Annotated in this window: 10 protein-coding genes; 2 read left to right on the forward strand and 8 right to left on the reverse strand. The window is 69.4% G+C overall.

Going from position 1 to position 16,177, the window contains the following annotated elements; all coding sequences use genetic code 11:
• Positions 1–32: 32 nt before the first annotated feature.
• Positions 33–1,127, reverse strand: a complete 1,095-nt coding sequence (locus tag ASE31_RS32425) for a 4-oxalomesaconate tautomerase (RefSeq protein ID WP_057200567.1) — start codon at positions 1,125–1,127, stop codon at positions 33–35.
• 199 nt (positions 1,128–1,326) lie between these two features.
• Between ASE31_RS32425 and ASE31_RS05770 the strand changes: the two genes are divergently transcribed.
• Positions 1,327–2,247, forward strand: a complete 921-nt coding sequence (locus tag ASE31_RS05770; protein WP_057200568.1) for a LysR family transcriptional regulator — start codon at positions 1,327–1,329, stop codon at positions 2,245–2,247.
• Positions 2,248–2,264: 17 nt separating this feature from the next.
• Positions 2,265–3,386, forward strand: a complete 1,122-nt coding sequence (mnmA, locus tag ASE31_RS05775) for a tRNA 2-thiouridine(34) synthase MnmA (RefSeq protein ID WP_057200569.1) — start codon at positions 2,265–2,267, stop codon at positions 3,384–3,386.
• Here the strand turns inward: mnmA and ASE31_RS05780 are convergent, their stop codons facing one another.
• The 7 genes from ASE31_RS05780 to ASE31_RS05810 form a co-directional block, all read right to left on the reverse strand.
• Positions 3,387–5,990, reverse strand: coding sequence for a DUF5682 family protein (locus tag ASE31_RS05780; protein ID WP_235514273.1), 2,604 nt, complete (start codon positions 5,988–5,990; stop codon positions 3,387–3,389).
• Between the two features lie 2 nt (positions 5,991–5,992).
• Positions 5,993–7,099 carry an AAA family ATPase gene (locus ASE31_RS05785; RefSeq protein WP_057200818.1) on the reverse strand — a complete coding sequence of 369 codons (1,107 nt, stop codon included), beginning with the start codon at positions 7,097–7,099 and terminating at the stop codon, positions 5,993–5,995.
• A 200-nt stretch (positions 7,100–7,299) separates the two neighbouring features.
• On the reverse strand, positions 7,300–8,013 hold the full coding sequence (locus ASE31_RS05790) for a Bax inhibitor-1 family protein (protein ID WP_082604035.1): 714 nt from the start codon (positions 8,011–8,013) through the stop codon (positions 7,300–7,302).
• A 90-nt stretch (positions 8,014–8,103) separates the two neighbouring features.
• The gene (locus ASE31_RS05795) at positions 8,104–8,667 is read right to left on the reverse strand and encodes a DUF3592 domain-containing protein (protein ID WP_057200570.1); all 564 of its coding nucleotides are present in this window, start codon (positions 8,665–8,667) and stop codon (positions 8,104–8,106) included.
• 231 nt (positions 8,668–8,898) lie between these two features.
• Positions 8,899–12,711: a DUF4132 domain-containing protein gene (locus ASE31_RS05800; protein WP_057200571.1), complete on the reverse strand. Its 3,813-nt coding sequence runs from the start codon at positions 12,709–12,711 to the stop codon at positions 8,899–8,901.
• 135 nt (positions 12,712–12,846) lie between these two features.
• Positions 12,847–14,937: an SWIM zinc finger family protein gene (locus ASE31_RS05805; RefSeq protein ID WP_057200572.1), complete on the reverse strand. Its 2,091-nt coding sequence runs from the start codon at positions 14,935–14,937 to the stop codon at positions 12,847–12,849.
• Positions 14,938–14,939: 2 nt separating this feature from the next.
• Positions 14,940–16,091 (reverse strand): VWA domain-containing protein, encoded by a 1,152-nt coding sequence (locus tag ASE31_RS05810; protein ID WP_057200820.1) that lies wholly within the window; start codon positions 16,089–16,091, stop codon positions 14,940–14,942.
• Positions 16,092–16,177 lie beyond the last annotated feature (86 nt).

The raw sequence follows: 16,177 nt of genomic DNA on the forward strand, positions 1-16,177 counted from the left end.
GTCAGGTCGTTATGGATGGTTGGGAAAGGAAATCAGAGGTGTTCGGCAGGGTGCTGCGCCACGAACAGCGTGCCCTCCAGGATCTTTCGGGCGGTACGCACCAGGGCGGCCTGCACCAGCGTGCAATGGCCGTCCACCAGGGCCAGCTCGACGTCCACATGGATGCGGCCGGCCGGGTGCAGAACCTCCACGCGGCGCGTGCCGGCGCTGGGCGCGCTGCGCGCGTCGCTGGCCACGGTGCCGGGCAGCACCATGGCCGCAGCCACGCCGATGGCGCCGGTCACGGCGTGCGAGGGGTGGCAGCGCCGGGGCGTGAAGTAGCGCGAGACGATGCTGCCGGGCGCAGGGCCGTCGGAGACGATCACCGGCTTGGGCAGCACGCTGCCCGAGACGTCGCCCATGCCCATGCGCAACCCGGCCTCGCAGCGAAGGGCTTCGAGCCGGGCGAGCAGGGCGGTGTCGGCATCGAGCTCTGCCGGGCTCTCGTCGCCGCGCAGGCCCAGGTCGGCCGCGCGCACCAGCACCATCACCTGGGCGGCGTCGATGCAGGTCACCGGCAGGCCGTAGATGGTGTCGATGCGCTGCCCGGTCGGGAAGATCTGGCCCGTGACGGCGCCCCAGGCGTCGAGGAAGTTCATCAGCACCGGGGCGGCCGTGCCCTGCACGCCGTCGATGTGCACGTCGCCCTCGTAGTGCACGCGGCCGCCGCGGGTCTGCACCTGCACGTCGATGCGTGAGCGGGTGTTGACGTTGTAGACCCGCACCCGCGTCACCTCGCCGGTGCGGCTGGCGGGCACCAGGCCCTGCTCGATGGCGAAGGGCCCCACGCCGGCCAGCATGTTGCCGCAGTTGGGCCGCGTGTCCACGCGGGCCTCGTCCACGCTGACCTGGGCGAACAGGTAGTCCACGTCGCAGCCCGGATGCGACGAGCGCGAGACGATGGCCACCTTGCTGGTCAGCGAGTTGCCGCCGCCCAGGCCGTCGATCTGCAGCTCATGGGGCGAACCCAGGGCCGCAATCAACGTGCGGTCACGCTCTGCCGGGTCTTGCGGCAGCCAGTCGGCCAGGAAGAAGGGGCCCCTGGAGGTGCCGCCGCGCATCAGAACGCAAGGAAGGTTGTAGCTCATGGGTCTGCATGGTGCGGCTCTCCGGTTTGTTTGTGAATTGCATTGTTGGCAACGATTGATGCATGCCAAGCAATAGATGCCAGGCGCTTTTACGTGCTGAAATGGGGCCTGTAAATTGCAACTTTGCGAAGCATTGATGCACGGCGCGCAACGCCATGCGCCCCCTTGCCTCCCACTATCGTTCCTGCCAGGACATGCCATGCACAACAAGTTCGACCTTGCCGACATCCAGGCCTTTGCCGCGGTGGCCGAGCTGCACAGCTTTCGCGCTGCGGCCGAATCCATCCACCTGTCGCAACCGGCCTTCAGCCGCCGCATCGACAAGCTCGAAGAGGCGCTGGGCGTGCGCCTGCTCGACCGCACCACGCGCCGCGTGACGCTTACGGCCGTGGGCCGCGATTTCGCACGCAAGACGCGGCTGTGGCTCGACGACCTCGACGGCATGCTCATGGGCCTGGGCGACGTGGCGGCGCGGCGCATGGGCGAGGTGACCATTGCCTGTGTGCCCTCGGCCGTGTATTACTTTTTGCCGCAGGTGGTCAAGCGTTACCACGAGCGGTTTCCGAAAATCCGGGTCAAGGTGTACGACGCCAGCGCCAACGAGGTGCTGGTGGCCGTGGCGCAGGGCGATGCGGACTTTGGCCTGAATTTCATCGGCAGCCAGGAGGCCGAGATCGAGTTCAAGCCGGTGCTGGCCGAGCGCTTTGTGGCCGCCTGCCGGCGCGACCACGTGCTGGCGCGGCGCAAGAAGGTCACCTGGGCGGAGCTGGGTCAGCACGATTTCATGTCGGTGGGCAAGACCTCGGGCAACCGCCTGCTGATGGACCTGGCGCTGGCCAACGTACCCGACCGCCCGCAGTGCCTGTACGAGGCCAAGCATGTCACCACTCTGCTCGGCCTGGTCGAGGCGGGGTTGGGCGTGGCCGCCGTTCCGCGCCTGGCCATGCCGGGCAAGGACCACCCCACGCTGGTCAGCATTCCCCTGGTCGACCCGGTGGTCACGCGGCAGATGGGGCTCATCAAACGCCGCGGGCGCTCCCTCTCGCCGGCGGCCCAGCAGCTGTATGACCTGCTGGTGGCTACGCGTTCTTCGCGCCCGCGCAGCGTGCCCGCAGCATAAAAAATACAATCTGGGCAATGACAGCACCAACCAAGCACCGCGTCGTCGTCGGCCTCTCAGGCGGCGTGGACTCGGCCGTCACCGCCCACCTGCTCAAGCAGCAGGGCCACGAGGTGGTCGGCATCTTCATGAAGAACTGGGAAGACGATGACGACAGCGAGTACTGCTCGTCCAACGTCGACTTCGTGGACGCGGCCGCCGTGGCGGACGTGCTCGGCATCGAGATCGAGCACGTGAACTTCGCCGCCGACTACAAGGACCGGGTGTTCGCCGAGTTCCTGCGCGAGTACCAGGCCGGCCGCACGCCCAACCCCGACGTGCTCTGCAACGCCGAGATCAAGTTCAAGGCCTTTCTCGACCATGCGATGCGCCTTGGCGCCGAGAAGATCGCCACCGGGCATTACGCACGGGTTCGCCAGAACCCGGCCTCGGGCCTGTTCGAATTGCTCAAGGGGCTGGACCCGTCCAAGGACCAGAGCTACTTTTTGCACCGCCTGAACCAGGCGCAGCTGTCCAAGACCCTGTTCCCCGTGGGCGAGCTGCACAAGACCGAGGTGCGCCGCATCGCCGAGGCAATCGGCCTGCCCAACGCCAAGAAGAAGGACTCCACCGGCATCTGCTTCATCGGCGAGCGGCCGTTCCGCGAGTTCCTGAACCGCTACATCAGCCATGCGCCCGGCCCTATACAGGACGACCGGGGCCGCACCCTGGGCAAGCACGTGGGCCTGAGTTTCTACACCCTGGGCCAGCGCCAGGGCCTGGGCATCGGTGGCATCAAGGAAAAGGGCGCCCAGCGCGGCGGCGGCGAGCACGAGCCCTGGTTCGTGGCGCGCAAGGACCTGGCGAAGAACACGCTGCGCGTGGTGCAGGGGCATGACCACCCCTGGCTGCTGTCGCACGCGCTGACTGCGCAGGACGTGAGCTGGACGGCGGGCCACGCGCCGGCACCGGGCGTCTATGGCTCCAAAACGCGCTACCGCCAGCAGGACGCCGCCTGCACCGTGCTCGCGGCCGACGACGCCGGCCTGAGCCTGCAGTTCCCGGACGCCCAGTGGGCCGTCACGCCCGGCCAGTCGGCCGTGCTGTATGACGGCGACGTCTGCCTGGGCGGCGGCGTGATTTCCAGCGCGGCGGAGTAACTAGCGGATCCAGCCCTGCAGCCCGTCGCGCTGCAGGCTGGCTTCCAGCAAGGCCTGCAGGCGCAGGCCGGCGTGCAGGTCCTCCTCGGTAGTTTCGTAGTGCATGCCGGCGAGCGATGCGGCCGTGGCCTCGTCCGTGCCGTGCAGCTGCGCCACCTTGGTGGCCAGGTCCGCCGTTTCCTGCGGGCGCAGGCCGGTGAAGGCCTGGCGCAGGTCCGGCAGGTGGGCCACGAAGGCCGCGTCGTCCCACTGGCGCACCAGGGCGTCCAGCCCCTGCAGCAGGGCTGGCAGGCGCAGCAGCAGCTCGGGTGCGGCGGTCATCATGCCGTTCAGGAACTGCACCGCTTCTTGCGGCTGCGCTCCGGGGCCGAAGCGCTGGCGCACCACGGCATCCAGCGCCGCATCGTCCCAGTGGCCGTCCAGGTAGAGCAGCGCGGTGGCGGCGCCGGCCACGCCCGGTGCAACGCCGGCACCGGTGGCAAAACGTTGCAGGTGCCCCGAGAGCAGGCTGGCATCGATGGCACTGGCGTCTTCTTTTCCGTCCAGGCTGGCGAGCAGGCGCCCCAGTTCGCGCAGTGAGAGCAGCAGGCGCACGGCCTGCTCCTGCCCGTCCGCCGGCGTCTGCGCCAGCGGCGGCAGCAGGTACAGGGCGGCTGGCCACACGCGCTGCAGCAGGCCCGCCAGCTGCGGGTTCTGTTGCACGCCCAGCGGCTCGCGCGCACGCCACAGCGTGACCAGGCGGTGCCCGCATTCCACGACGGAGCCGAGAGAGGCATCCTCGTCGAGGTGGGCCGAGAGCATGGCGAGGAGCTGCGGCAACCGCGCGTGCAGGCCCACCAGGCAGGCGCGCTGCAGCAGGGCCACGGCGGCACTGGCGCTGCGCCCGCGGCCCTGGTCGGACAGGGCCGCTTCTTCGCGCAGCAGGCGCGCCAGGCACACCGCCTCCACGCTCGCGCCGTCGCTGGCCAGCGCGATCAGGCGCGCCTCGACCATGGGCGACCAAGCGGCGCGCCATTCCTCGAACAGCATGTTCAGCCGGCTGCCGGCGATGAAATCGGGCCCGGCCACCCACTGTGCCAGGCCCGCATCGAGGTAGGCCATGGCGTGCAGGAAGCGGCTGCGCTCGCGGTGCGAGGGCTTGCGGTACAGGTCCAGCCGCACCGTGCGCGAGGCGCTGTCGTCCAGGCGCACGCCGGCCGCGCGGGCCAGGCGGCGCGCATCCTCGATCAGCGGTGGCGAGCCGGCCGAGGGCGGCACATCGCCGATGCGCGTGCCGCCCAGGAAGGCGCGCAGGTCGGCCGTGAAGCCGCGCGTGCCCTCGTCCATCGCGCCCTTGACGAAGCACGAGCGGATCGCGTCCAGCAGGTCCTGGCGGCCCGGCCCGGCATTGCCGCGCAGTTCGGCCAGGCGCACGGCCTGCAGTGCAGCGGCCTGCACCAGTGCGGTGGAGACGGCGTCGGCCTGGTCCTGCGCGCGGGTCTGCTGCGCGAAGCGGGTCAGCAGGTCCAGCGCCACCACGGTGAGGGGGTGGACCGCCCCGGTCGCCGAGACATCGCGTTGGGCCGGGGCCTGCAGCGCCTCCAGGGCTTCCCAGGTGCGCTGGTAGTAGCCCGGTGACGGCATGCCGGCGCCATAGCCATTGAGCGCATCGAGCTGCTCGAAGCTGTAGCGGATCAGCCAGGCATCGGGCTCCGCGGCCTTGTTCTTTTTGGCTGCAGCCTTGGCGGGCGCCGCCAGGGGCGGGGCCGTCTTCCAGCTGCGCAGCAGCTCGGCGGTGTGAAAGCCCCCGGTCACCACCACGATGGGGCCGCTCACCTCGCTGCGCCAGCGGCGGATGTGCGCGGCCATATGGCGCTCGCGTGGCAGGCTCAGCTCGGCCTCCAGCACCTCGGGCTCGTAGTCCTGCCGGGCCATGGCGCACCAGCTGAACACGTCGGCGAACAGCGTGCGCCAGTCGGCCAGCGCCTCGGGCGTGCGCAGCTCGAAGAGGCGGTCCCACAGGTCGTGGTGGTCCACGCAGCCGAGCTGGCGCGCCATGGCGTTCAGGTAGCGGCTGTGCGCGAAGTGGCGCTCTTCCATCTGGCTGCGTGCGGTGTCGGGGGCCTGCGTTTCCTCCCCGCCATCGCCGCCGCCGTAGCGGCGCTCCCAGGCCTTATGGCGCCAGGGCAGGTCAATGAGTGCGATCTGCGCACCGAGGGCCGCACCCTCGCGCACGGCGATCCATTCGGGGCTGTAGTCGCACAGGGGGTAGAAGGAGCTGCTGGTCACGGTGCGCGGCGCGGCCGGTTCGGGCTCTGCTTCGGCGCCGTCTTCGCCCGGCGGGGCCGATTCGGCCTTGGTTTCGCGCGTCGCCTGGCACAGCCAGGCCACCGGGGTGCGAGTCTTCGGGTCCTGCAGCAGGGGCAGCAAGCTGTCGAGGTCATCCGGGCCCTCGATCAGCACGGCCGCTGGGCGCACCTCGCGCAGCAGGTGGCTCAGCGCCCAGGCGCAGGCGGGGCTGTGGTGGCGCACGGGCACGAAGAAGATGCCCTCGTCACCAAGCAGCTGCGGCAGCAGGGCCGCGATCTCCGGCGGCAGGCCCGCGGGCTGCGGTGTTGTGCTCACCGCTATTGCCACAGCGAGCGGGCTGCGTCGTGGAACGCCTTCCACTGCGGGTCGCGCCGCGCGCGCTCGCGCACCACGGTGTCGAAGTAGTGGCGCACGCGCTTGGCATCCTCGGTGCTGTCCTTGAGCACCACGCCCTGCAGCTGGCCGGCGATCTCGCGCGGGGTCAGTTCGCCGTCGTTGAAATGCCGCGCCTGCAGTGCGGCCGCATAGGCCACGTTCACCGCCTCGGCGGTGGACATCACGGCATCAAGCCCCTTGATGGCCGTGCCCTCCTGCGTCTGGCCGGCGCGCAGCTCCTGGAAGGTGGTGACCAAGAGCGAGACCACGTCGCGCGGCACGTTCACCGGCGCCTCGTTGCCGGCCAGCTCGCGCGCCAGTTGCGCCATCACCAGGTCGACCTCGAACTGGTGGTCGCGGATCGGGCGCACAGTCTCGAAGTTGAAGCGCCGCTTGAGAGCCGAGGACATCTCGTGCACGCCCCGGTCGCGCAGGTTGGCCGTGGCGATGATGTTGAAGCCGCGCTGGGCAAAGAGGCGCGCGTCGTCGCCCAGCTCGGGGATCATCAGCTGCTTGTCGCTCATCAGCGAGATCAGCACGTCCTGGATCTCGGGCGGGCAGCGCGTGATTTCCTCGAAGCGCACCAGCTTGCCCGCGCGCATGGCCTGGTACAGGGGCGATGGCACCAGCGCACGCTGGCTCGGGCCCTCGGCGAGCAGCAGGGCGTAGTTCCAGCTGTACTTGATGTGGTCTTCGGTGGTGCCGGCCGTGCCCTGCACCGTGAGGCCCGAGTCGCCGCTGATGGCCGCCGAGAGCAGCTCCGACAGCAGCGACTTGGCCGTGCCCGGCTCGCCCACCAGCATCAGGCCCTGGTGGCCCATGAGCGTGACGATGGCGCGGTCCACCAGCGGGTCGTCGCCAAAGAACTTCTGCGTCACCTGCAGCTTGGCATCGCCCAGGATGAACTGGCGCACGGCGCGCGGCGAGAGCTTCCAGCCCGGCGGCCGGGCATGGCTGTCGGCTGCGGCCAGGCGGGCCAGTTCTTCAGCCCAGCGTTGCTCGGGCGCCAGGCGCACGGATTGGTTCGCGGAAGGGGGGGGGGTGCTCATGGTGTCGGTGGTGTGGACGGCGGTGAGCGCGCACAGGGAGACGGGCTGCGCGCCCTTCGCAGCTATTTTGGACCAGCTTTGCGCAGTCTCCGCAGCAAGAGTGCATCGCTCCAAATAAAACACCGGGCGCATGCTGTGCATGCCCCGGTGTACTTGTTTCTGTCGGGTGCCCTTCGCAGGGCACCGGCCCAGGCCTTGGCTCAATCGTCGTTCGTCGCCAGGCTGATCAGGATGCGCAGCACGTACCAGAGCATCAGCGCGATCGACGCGAACAGGTGCAGCGCGGCACCGGCGGGGCGGTCGGTGGGGTAGTCGTGGATGATGCGCGAGGTGTCGTACAGCACGCAGGCGCCAGCGAACAGCACCATGATGCCGGAGAACCAGATGCCGAGCTTGAAGCCGAAGATCGCGCCGGCCACGATGGTGCCCAGCGCGACCAGGCCGCCCACCTTGAGGATGCCGCCCAGGAACGAGAAGTCCGACTTGCTGGTGAAGGCCGTCCAGGTCAGCGCCGCCACCATCAGCAGCGTGATGAAGCCTGCCGCGCCGATGGCGCCGGGCGCCACGATCTGGGCAATGCCGAACAGGGGCGCGAAGATCAGGCCTTCGGCCAGCACGTAGATCCCGAGGCCCATGAGCTGGGTCTGGGGCTTCTCGGCGTTGTCGGCCAGGTACGAGGCCAGCCAGCCCACGAGCATGAAGGCACCCATGACGCCCAGCCAGATGAACTTGTTGCCGCTGCCCATCAGCATCTTGGCGGTGGTGGTGGAAAAGCCGCTCAGCATGAGCACGGTGGACAGCACGACAAAGGCCAGGATGGCCGCGCCCAGGTGCTTGTAGGTGGAGACGATGAACTCGCGGCGCTCCATGGGCGAGCCGGACGGGTCCTCAGGGGTCAGTACATTGGTGTTCACAAGGATGTTCCTCGGTTGTGGTTGTTGCTACTTCTCACACAGGAAGCAGCCTTGTGGGCCGCTTACTGCCTCTCTCTCTTGGTAGGGGAATCAGGCCGCTGCCAGCTCGTCGGCGCGGCGCAGCTTGCGGTTGGACCACACGCCGGCGGCGCCCAGCAGCGTCAGCACGACGGCCAGCACCCAGATGCCGGCGCCGCTGAAGGACTGGGCCGTGGACGCGGCCTCGGCCTGCATGCGTGTGCGCGTGGCCTCATAGCTGATCACGGGCTTGCCGGCCATCACCACCTCGTAGACGATGTCGCTGTCGCTGCTGTCGTACAGCGCGGTGACCTTCTCGTCGATGATGTCGCCCACGACCGCCTTGGGCTCGCTGTGCGCGATGCGCAGCTTGCGCTCTTCGCCACCCGCTTCAGGCTTGACGGTGATTTCGTAGTACTGCTTGGTGGAGCGGCGCTTGCGCTTGACCGTCACCTCGCTGGCGCCGGTGACCGTGCCGGCCACCGTCTGCAGCTGCTCCCGCGCGGTGTAGGCGTGGTCGCCATCGGCCTTCCAGCTGCTCCAGATGGCCATGCCAGCCAGACCCGGGCCTGCCAGCAGGATGAGCCATGCATAGCCCGTGATGAAAATCAGTATTTTTCGGACAAAACCCGGCATGAAAATTCCTCCCTCAATCATTCACATTCAATGAAATCCCGCACAGCTCATGGGCTGTTGTGCGGTGCAAGGGCTGGATCATCGCGGGAGTTTTCGCGCCAAGATGTCGCAAATTGTGAGAATGGAGAGACCTCACCAAAAAAACGTGAATTACGCCCGGTTTTCGTCGCTCGATTCAAACAGTTACGGCTTGAAATCTTGCGGGGCCCTCTTCAGGAGCCCGCAGACAGGCTACCAGGGCATCTTCTTTTCCCAGTCGGCATCGAAACCGGTGCAGGCCTGGCCTATGGCCAGGTAGTCGGCATAGGCCTCGGCCAGCAGCACGGACGGCACGCTGGCCAGGGGCAGGGTGTTGTCGCCCCAGCTGCGTGCCTTGCTGTCCTCGAAGCTGAGCGTCTTGAGGGCGGCAGCCACGTTCTCCTCGGGCAGGGTGTTGCCGGAGAAATCGATGGCCACGCGCACGCCCACGCTCGAGAAGTCCTTGGTGTACTGGTAGAAGAAGCCGCCGTCTTCGGCCTGGGCGCGCTGGTAGCCGAGCTTGGTGAAGGCGCCGCGCAGGGTGAAGCTGTCGCTGACCCAGCCCTGGCGGTCTTTGATTTCGCTCACGGCCAGCCCCTTTTCGTCGGTGAAGGCCAGGGTGGGCGACTGGCGCGACATCTGCGGGAACAGCGGGGCTGTCTTGTAGTCCTTGAAGTGTTTCGTCCACGCGCTGGCGCTGGCCTTGTCCACCAGCGAGGCGTGGGCCAGGCGCACTTGGGCGCCGTCGGACAATTGCACCTCGTCGTCCTCGGTGTTGATCAGGCTGCCGTCCTCTGTGGGGCGAAAGCTCTGCAGCGCGGCGCCCTCGGCATCCACCTCCAGCCACACCAGCCGCTGGATCAGCCGGCCGGCCACCGGGTGGCGGTGCAGGTACTCGCGCCACTCGGCCACGGGCCAGTGGCGACCGGTGCACATGGCCTCGAACAGGCGGGCGGTCTGCAGGTCGATGACCTGCTTGAGCTCCTTCTTGCTGGTGGACAGCAGCGCCTTGGTCTCCTTGGCCTGCGCCGGGTCGTCGTTCTGGCGCGGCTCGGGCAAGGTCTTGATGGCCTTGCCCTCGGGGTTGCGCAGCTCGGGCTTCATCGCCGCGTCGAGCACCATGGTGAAGATGCGCTCGCCAAAAGGCAGCGCCAGGGTGCCGGTGTCGTCCAGGCCGGCTGTGGGTATGGTGCGGTCGGCCAGCTGGTCCTGCGTCCAGCCGTTGCGGTCGGCGATCTCCTGCACCAGGGCGCGGGCCTTGGTCTGCACCGAGGCCGTGCGGTAGCGGCGCGACAGGCCCAGCATCAGCTGGATCACCACCGGGTCGTTGCCCGGGGCCACGCCTTCGAGCATGGCCTCGATCTGCGAGCGGCGCTGGTAGTGGTCGCGCATGTACTGCTGGAGCAGGGTCACGATCTCATGGCCCGGCGCAAAGGCCGCCAGCGCCAGGATGCCCTTCTCGCCGATGGCGCTGCCCAGGTACTCGGCCATCTTCTCGCGCTTGCATTCTTCGAACACCTGGTCTTCGGACTTGGCGTAGTCGGCCTCGTAGTACTGGCGGTACTCGGGTTTGGCGTTCTGGTAGCCCTTTTGGTAGGACTGGTAGCGCTGCGGCGCATGGGCCTGGGCGTAGGCGATGCCTTCCTCGAGCGGCGGATGGCGCGTGTCCTGGGCGATGAACTGGCGCAGCACGCTGCTGCCCAGGGTTTGGCGGCTCCCGGCATCGAGCAGACCCATGTAGCGCGTGAGCAGGGCGTTGCCGCCGGGCTCCTTGAGCTTGCAGGCCAGCACCACCCACCAGCGCAGGATCTCGGGCTCCACGGCCGTGCCGTCGGCCCAGCGTGCGGCCGGCAGCGCATCCAGCGCGAACCAGGCCAGGCCCGCAGGGGGCTTGGCCTTGAGGCCCTTCTTCGCCTCGGCCAGCAGGATGGCGGGGGCCAGGCGCGGCGAGATGTCATCGCCCAGGCCTTCCAGTGCGGTCAGGAAGGCGGCACGCACCGTCTCACGGCTTTCCTTTTCGAGCGCCTTGGTGAGGGCCGGCACGGCGTCGGTGTACTTCAGCTCGGCCAGCCAGTTCGCGGCCTCGATGCGCACTTCGCTCTTGGTGTGGGTGAGCGATTCCACCACCTGGCGGCCGATGCTCGGCAGGGTGGACAAGGCCTTCTGGGCCATGGGGCGGTGCGTCTTGCCCTCGCCCAGGGCCAGTTCCATCACGCGTGGCAGCCAGCGTGCCGGGATGGTGGGGAACACCGCCAGCGTCTGCAGCGCGGGCGCCAGCGCCAGAGCGCTGGAATAGCGCTCGGTGTTGGGCGGGGGGGCGGTCAGGCCCAGGGCTTGGTCGATGAACTCGGGATGCTCCATGAAGAAGGGCCAGATGCACTCGGGCGGCAGCAGATCCGTGGCGCTGGGGGTGTTCCAGTAGTCGGACAGCGCAGTGCGTGCCACTTCAATGATCGGCAGGCTGGAGCGCTGCATTAGCTCGGCCAGGGCGCGCAGGTCCACGCTGCCCCGGGGCTGGCGGCCCAGCCACTTCTGGAAACCGTCGTCGAACCAGAAGCTGCGGCCGTAGCGCGACACGCCCAGCCAGCGGATCAGGTGCGAGGGCCCGAAGGACGGCAGTGCGAACAGGCGGTTGCCGTGCGTCACGGCCTGGGCCACCTCGGTGCTGCGCAGTTTCTCTGTCTGCTTCCTGTCGAGCTGGCCATTGAGCAGGGCCAATGCCTGGCGCATGTCGTCCTCGGTCAGCTTCGACAGGTTGGCGTAGCTCTTCTGGCGCCAGGTGTACTTGTGCTTCTGGGTCTTGTTTTCTTCGGCCTCTTCCTCGGCGGCGCGGCGCGCGCGCTCGATCACCTCGGTGCGGTTGGCCAGCAGCAGATCCAGCGCGTCCTGGCCCAGCGGGTTGTCGGCAAACGGAGCCCAGGGCGGGGGCTCGGGCAGGTCCTGCTCCTGCGCATTGCCGGCTGCGTCCAGCCGGTTCAGTGCGGCGCGGATCGCCTGCTGCACCGGCTTGCTGGCCTCGCTGGCCAGCGCGGCTTCGAGCAGGCTGCGCGTGGATTCGGCGGGCAGGCGCGCGAGCAGCTCGGCCGCCTGGGTGCGCTGGCTGGTGTCGCCGTCGCCCAGCAGTGCGGCCAGCAGACGCAGGCGTTCGGCTTCGGCGATGCCCTCGATGTGCGGCACGGCTTCGGCGCGCACGGTCTTGCTGCCATCGGCCGCCAGTGCCACCATCAGCGGTGCGAAGGCGGCGCGCAGCCCCTTGTCCGGTCCGATGCGCGAAGCCAACTGCACTCGGCCGGACGCCGAGAGCTGCTGCAGCAGGGCCTGTGCGGCCTCGGGGCGCGCGCGCATGAAATCGGCGACGGCGGGGTTCTTCACCAGATGGTCCAGGCGGTCCTGGTAGTAGCTGTCCAGGCCCTTGCGCTCGAACACCAGCTGCAGCGCCAGCGTCTCGTTCAACCCTTCCTCGGCCAGCAACTGCGCGATGAGATCGACCGTCCAGGCCGCACGCTCCTTGGCCGGCTCGTGCTTGTTGCTGTTGCCATCCTTGAAGCTGGCATGCACCGCATCGTTGACCAGGTACTGCAGCCAGTCGGGCACGGGCGCACCAGGGTGCTCCAGCGACTTGCCGGCATCGGCTGCGGCCAGCAGCTTGCCCAGGCGCACCAGCAGGGCCAGAGGCGGCTTGTCGGCAGGCACAGCGGCGTAGAACCCGGAGCGCCCGGCCAGGCTCTTCTTGCCCGCTGCCTCCAGGGGCTTGTCGTTCCAGAGGTTGAAGCCCCAGCGCAGCCGGCCCGGCGAGCCGAGCAATTGACCGGGCTCAAGGGCATGGGGGGCCTGCAGCTCCAGCAGCACGGCTTCGTGGGTGCCTTCGCTCACGAAGGCCAGGGCCTTGTCCGCCAGGCCCGGCGCCGCCTTGTCCAGCGGCTCCATGGCCTGGCGCAGCAGGTTGTTCTGCGCGGTGCTCAGTCCATTGCCATCATTGCCCGAGCGGCCCGTCACCGCCCCCACGATCTTGTCCAGCAATCCCATGCGCGATCCCCTGTGGTCTGAATAGAGCCTCGCATTTTGTCAGCGCGTCATGGCGCTGCCGTGGCGCCAGGCCGCGCCAGCGTGCAATTTGCCCGCTTTCAAGGTAATGGCTTGTAACACCACGCCGGTGCGCGACTACGCAGCGATGGAGGGCAGGCCGTCGAGCTCCACCGTGCGCTGGCACAGCTGCTGCAGGCGCAGCATGCCGGCCGGCTGCGGTGTGGCCAAGTGGTGTTGCAGGGCCGATGCCACGGTGTGCAGCCCCACCGAGGCGATGCCGGGTAACGCAGCGCCCAGGCGCTCCGATTGCGTTTCGGTGAGCGGCATGCGTCCGGTGGCGGCCTGGGTCTCCAGCACGTCGAGCACCGGGCCCAGCAGGCGCTGGGCGCGCGTGGGCTGGGTGGCCGCTGGCGTGGCCTGGTCCTTGCGCCATTGCACCAGGCGCAGGATGCGCTGGGCCAGCGGCGTGGGCCGCGCCGCCTCGGTCGCATAGTCCAGCGAGATGGCATGCACCTGGCCTTTGGCGTCACTGCTCAGCAGCGACAGCGGCACCAGCAAGGTGGTGGCAGAGGTGCGCTCCACCCGCACCAGCACGGCGTGTACCGGGGCGCCACGTGCGGCCAGCCGGTCGAGGTTGTCCACGCGCTGCATGCTGGCGTCGCCCACGGGCACGGTCAGGTGCAGCCACAGGCCATCGGCATCCTGCACGGGCCACAGCAACTGCTGGTGCGCCTCATCGAGGATGGGGGTGCGCGTGGCGGCAGGGCGCAGCAGCACCAGTTCGGCGCCATCGCCCGAGAGACCCGTGGCCGCGCTCAGCTGCGCCGTGAGTTCGGCCCAGCGGCCACAGCCCAGCGTGGCCAGGCGCGCATCGCCCGCGTGCCAGGGTGCCAGCGCCTGCGCCCGGGCCGTGCCGGCCAAAGCCAGCCGGTCGTCGTCGGCCAGCCGGGGGGATTCAAGCTGCAGCGGGGCCTGGCACAGGGACTGTGCGGCGCCCACACCGGGCCACACGGCATGGATGGCCCAGGCGCTGTGGCGCGTGAAGCCCGTGTCGCTGCCATCGGGGCGCGCCAGCACGGCCTGCAGCAGCCGCTGGCCCTCCAGGTCCCAGAAGGCCAGGGTCAGGCCGCGCGCACCGCCCAGGGTCTGCCACCAGTGGGCGCCCAGGGGCTGCAGTTCAAGGGCCGTGGTCTCGTCGAAGGCGCGGCGCACCCGGCCGCGCAGGGCGGCGGTGCGCTCTGCGGCCTCCTGGCCTTCAGCGGGGGCACGCAGGGCATCGCACAGCGCCTGGATGCTGGACATCAGCGACAGCGCATCGCGCTCCTGCATGCGGTGGTCGCGCCGCACCAGGCCATCCACCATGCCGCCCAGGTTGCGCAGCAGGGCGGCCAGGCGCGGCAGGCCTTCGCCGCGCGCCGACATGTTCAAGGCCAGCAGCCGCGCCGAGGCCTGCTCGCTCACGTGCGACAGGCCGCCGGTGAGCAGCTCGTGCAGCATGGCCTCCACCTGGGCAAGGAAGGCGCGCTCGCGTTCACCCAGCGCGGCGGTGGGCTGCTCTGCCGCTGCGGCAGGGGCCATTCCCTCGGGCCAGGGCAGCGGCTCGCCCAGCGCCTGGCGCAGGGCCGCCAGCGCGATCAGGTGCACGGCCTTGCGCTCGCGCACGGGCACTTCGGACACCATGCCCTCATAGCCCGCACCCGCCACATAGCGGCAGGTGGCGGCGAGATCGGGCAGGTCGATCACCAAGGTGCCGCCCTGCACGCGCCACTCGATGCCGCAGGGCAGCGCCTGCACCGCGCGGCGCACGGCGGCCACGCCGGCTTGCTTGAACAGCGCGGGCGCTTGCAGGGCACGGACCTCGGCCAGTGGGTCGGCGTTGGGGCCGGCCGCAGGCGGCGACGTTGCGTCCGCCTCGGATTCTGGCGACGCAGTGGCGTCACCGGTGGCCGCGCCAGGCTCCATGGCCCGCAGCCACAGCGCTGCGCCCAGGATGTGCTTGCAGATGCCCGGCGCCGGGCATTCGCACTGCGCCTTTTGCGGACCCCGCGCATCGAGCTGCACGCGCTGGCCATCGGCCTCGACCACGCCGCCATCGGCGCCCTGCTCTGCCCATTGCACCTTGCCGGCCTCCACGTCCTTGGCCGCGCGGCGCAGCAGGCCCGCATTGGCCAGGGCCGCCAGGGTGTCGTCGTCGTAGGCGCGGTAGCCCTCGAACCAGGCGGGCATCGTCACTCCATCACTTCCGCAAGCCACTGGGCGAAGTGGGTCGGCGTCAGGGCCGCCACGTGCATGCCCTTGTTGGCCAGGCGCTGGGCCATCTGGCGGTCGTAGACCGGGTTGGCACCCTCGTCGAGCGCGGCCAGGCCGAGCAGCTTCACGCGCGCCTCGGCCATGCGCGCCACGGCGGCCAGCAGCGGCCCGGGCGCGGCGCCCTCCTCGAAGTCGCTGATCAGCGCGAACACCGTGCGCTGCGGGTTGCCGACCAGCGACTCGCAGTAGTGCACGGCGCGCCCGATGTCGGTGCCGCCACCGAGCTGCACCGTGAGCAGCACCTCCACCGGGTCGTGCGCCAGGTGCGTGAGGTCGACCACGGCGGTGTCGAACACCACCAGTTTCACGCGCACGGCGGGCAGCGAACTCATGATGCCCGCGATCACGGCGCTGTAGATCACCGAGTCCATCATCGAGCCGCTCTGGTCCACGCACAGCACCACGTCCCAGGGCAGGTTGCGCTTGACGCGGGCGTTGAACAGCGGGCGCTCGATGACCAGCTGGCGCCGCTCGGCGCTGTAGTTCTTGAGGTTGGCCGCAATGGTGGCGCGCGCGTCGAAGTTCTGCGCGTTCTTGACGAGCGAGCGCCGCTGGCGGTTGCGCCGGCCCACCAGGGCGTTGACGAAGTCGTTCTTCAAGCGCCGGGTGATCTCGTCCACCGTCTTCTGGATCACCTCGCGCACGGCATCGCGCATGCCGCCCGACAGGCGCCCGCGCATGCCCAGCAGCGCCTTGGCTAGGCCCGGCGTGGGGTCCATGGAGCGCAGCACCGCCGGGTCCTTGAGCAGGTCGGTGAGCTGGTAGCGGTCGATGGCCTGGGTCTGCATGCGCTCGAAGACTTCCTGCGGAAACAGTTCGCGCGAGCGGTTGAGCCAGTCGATGGCGCGCAGCTGGCTCGGGTCGAGCGAGCCGGCTGCGCCGCCCGCAGGGCGCGCCAGGCCCCGGCCGTCGTAGTCGCGGCCGTAGAGGTATTCGAGGGCCTGGTCGAGTTTCCAGTCGCCTGCATCGAACTGCGCATGCGACAGCGGCTGCGCGGCGTAGCGGCCCAGGATCAGGCGCCAGCGGCGCAGGGCCTCGTCGGGGCGGTCGCCAGAATCAAGGCTTTCCATGGGTGCCTGTGCGGCCGCAAAAAAGGCCCGCGACACGGGCGGGCCTGGATGGGTTGGGCGAATGCAGGGGTGCGGCGCGCAGGGGC

This window comes from Acidovorax sp. Root217, from assembly GCF_001428645.1.
Classification (GTDB): domain Bacteria; phylum Pseudomonadota; class Gammaproteobacteria; order Burkholderiales; family Burkholderiaceae_C; genus Acidovorax.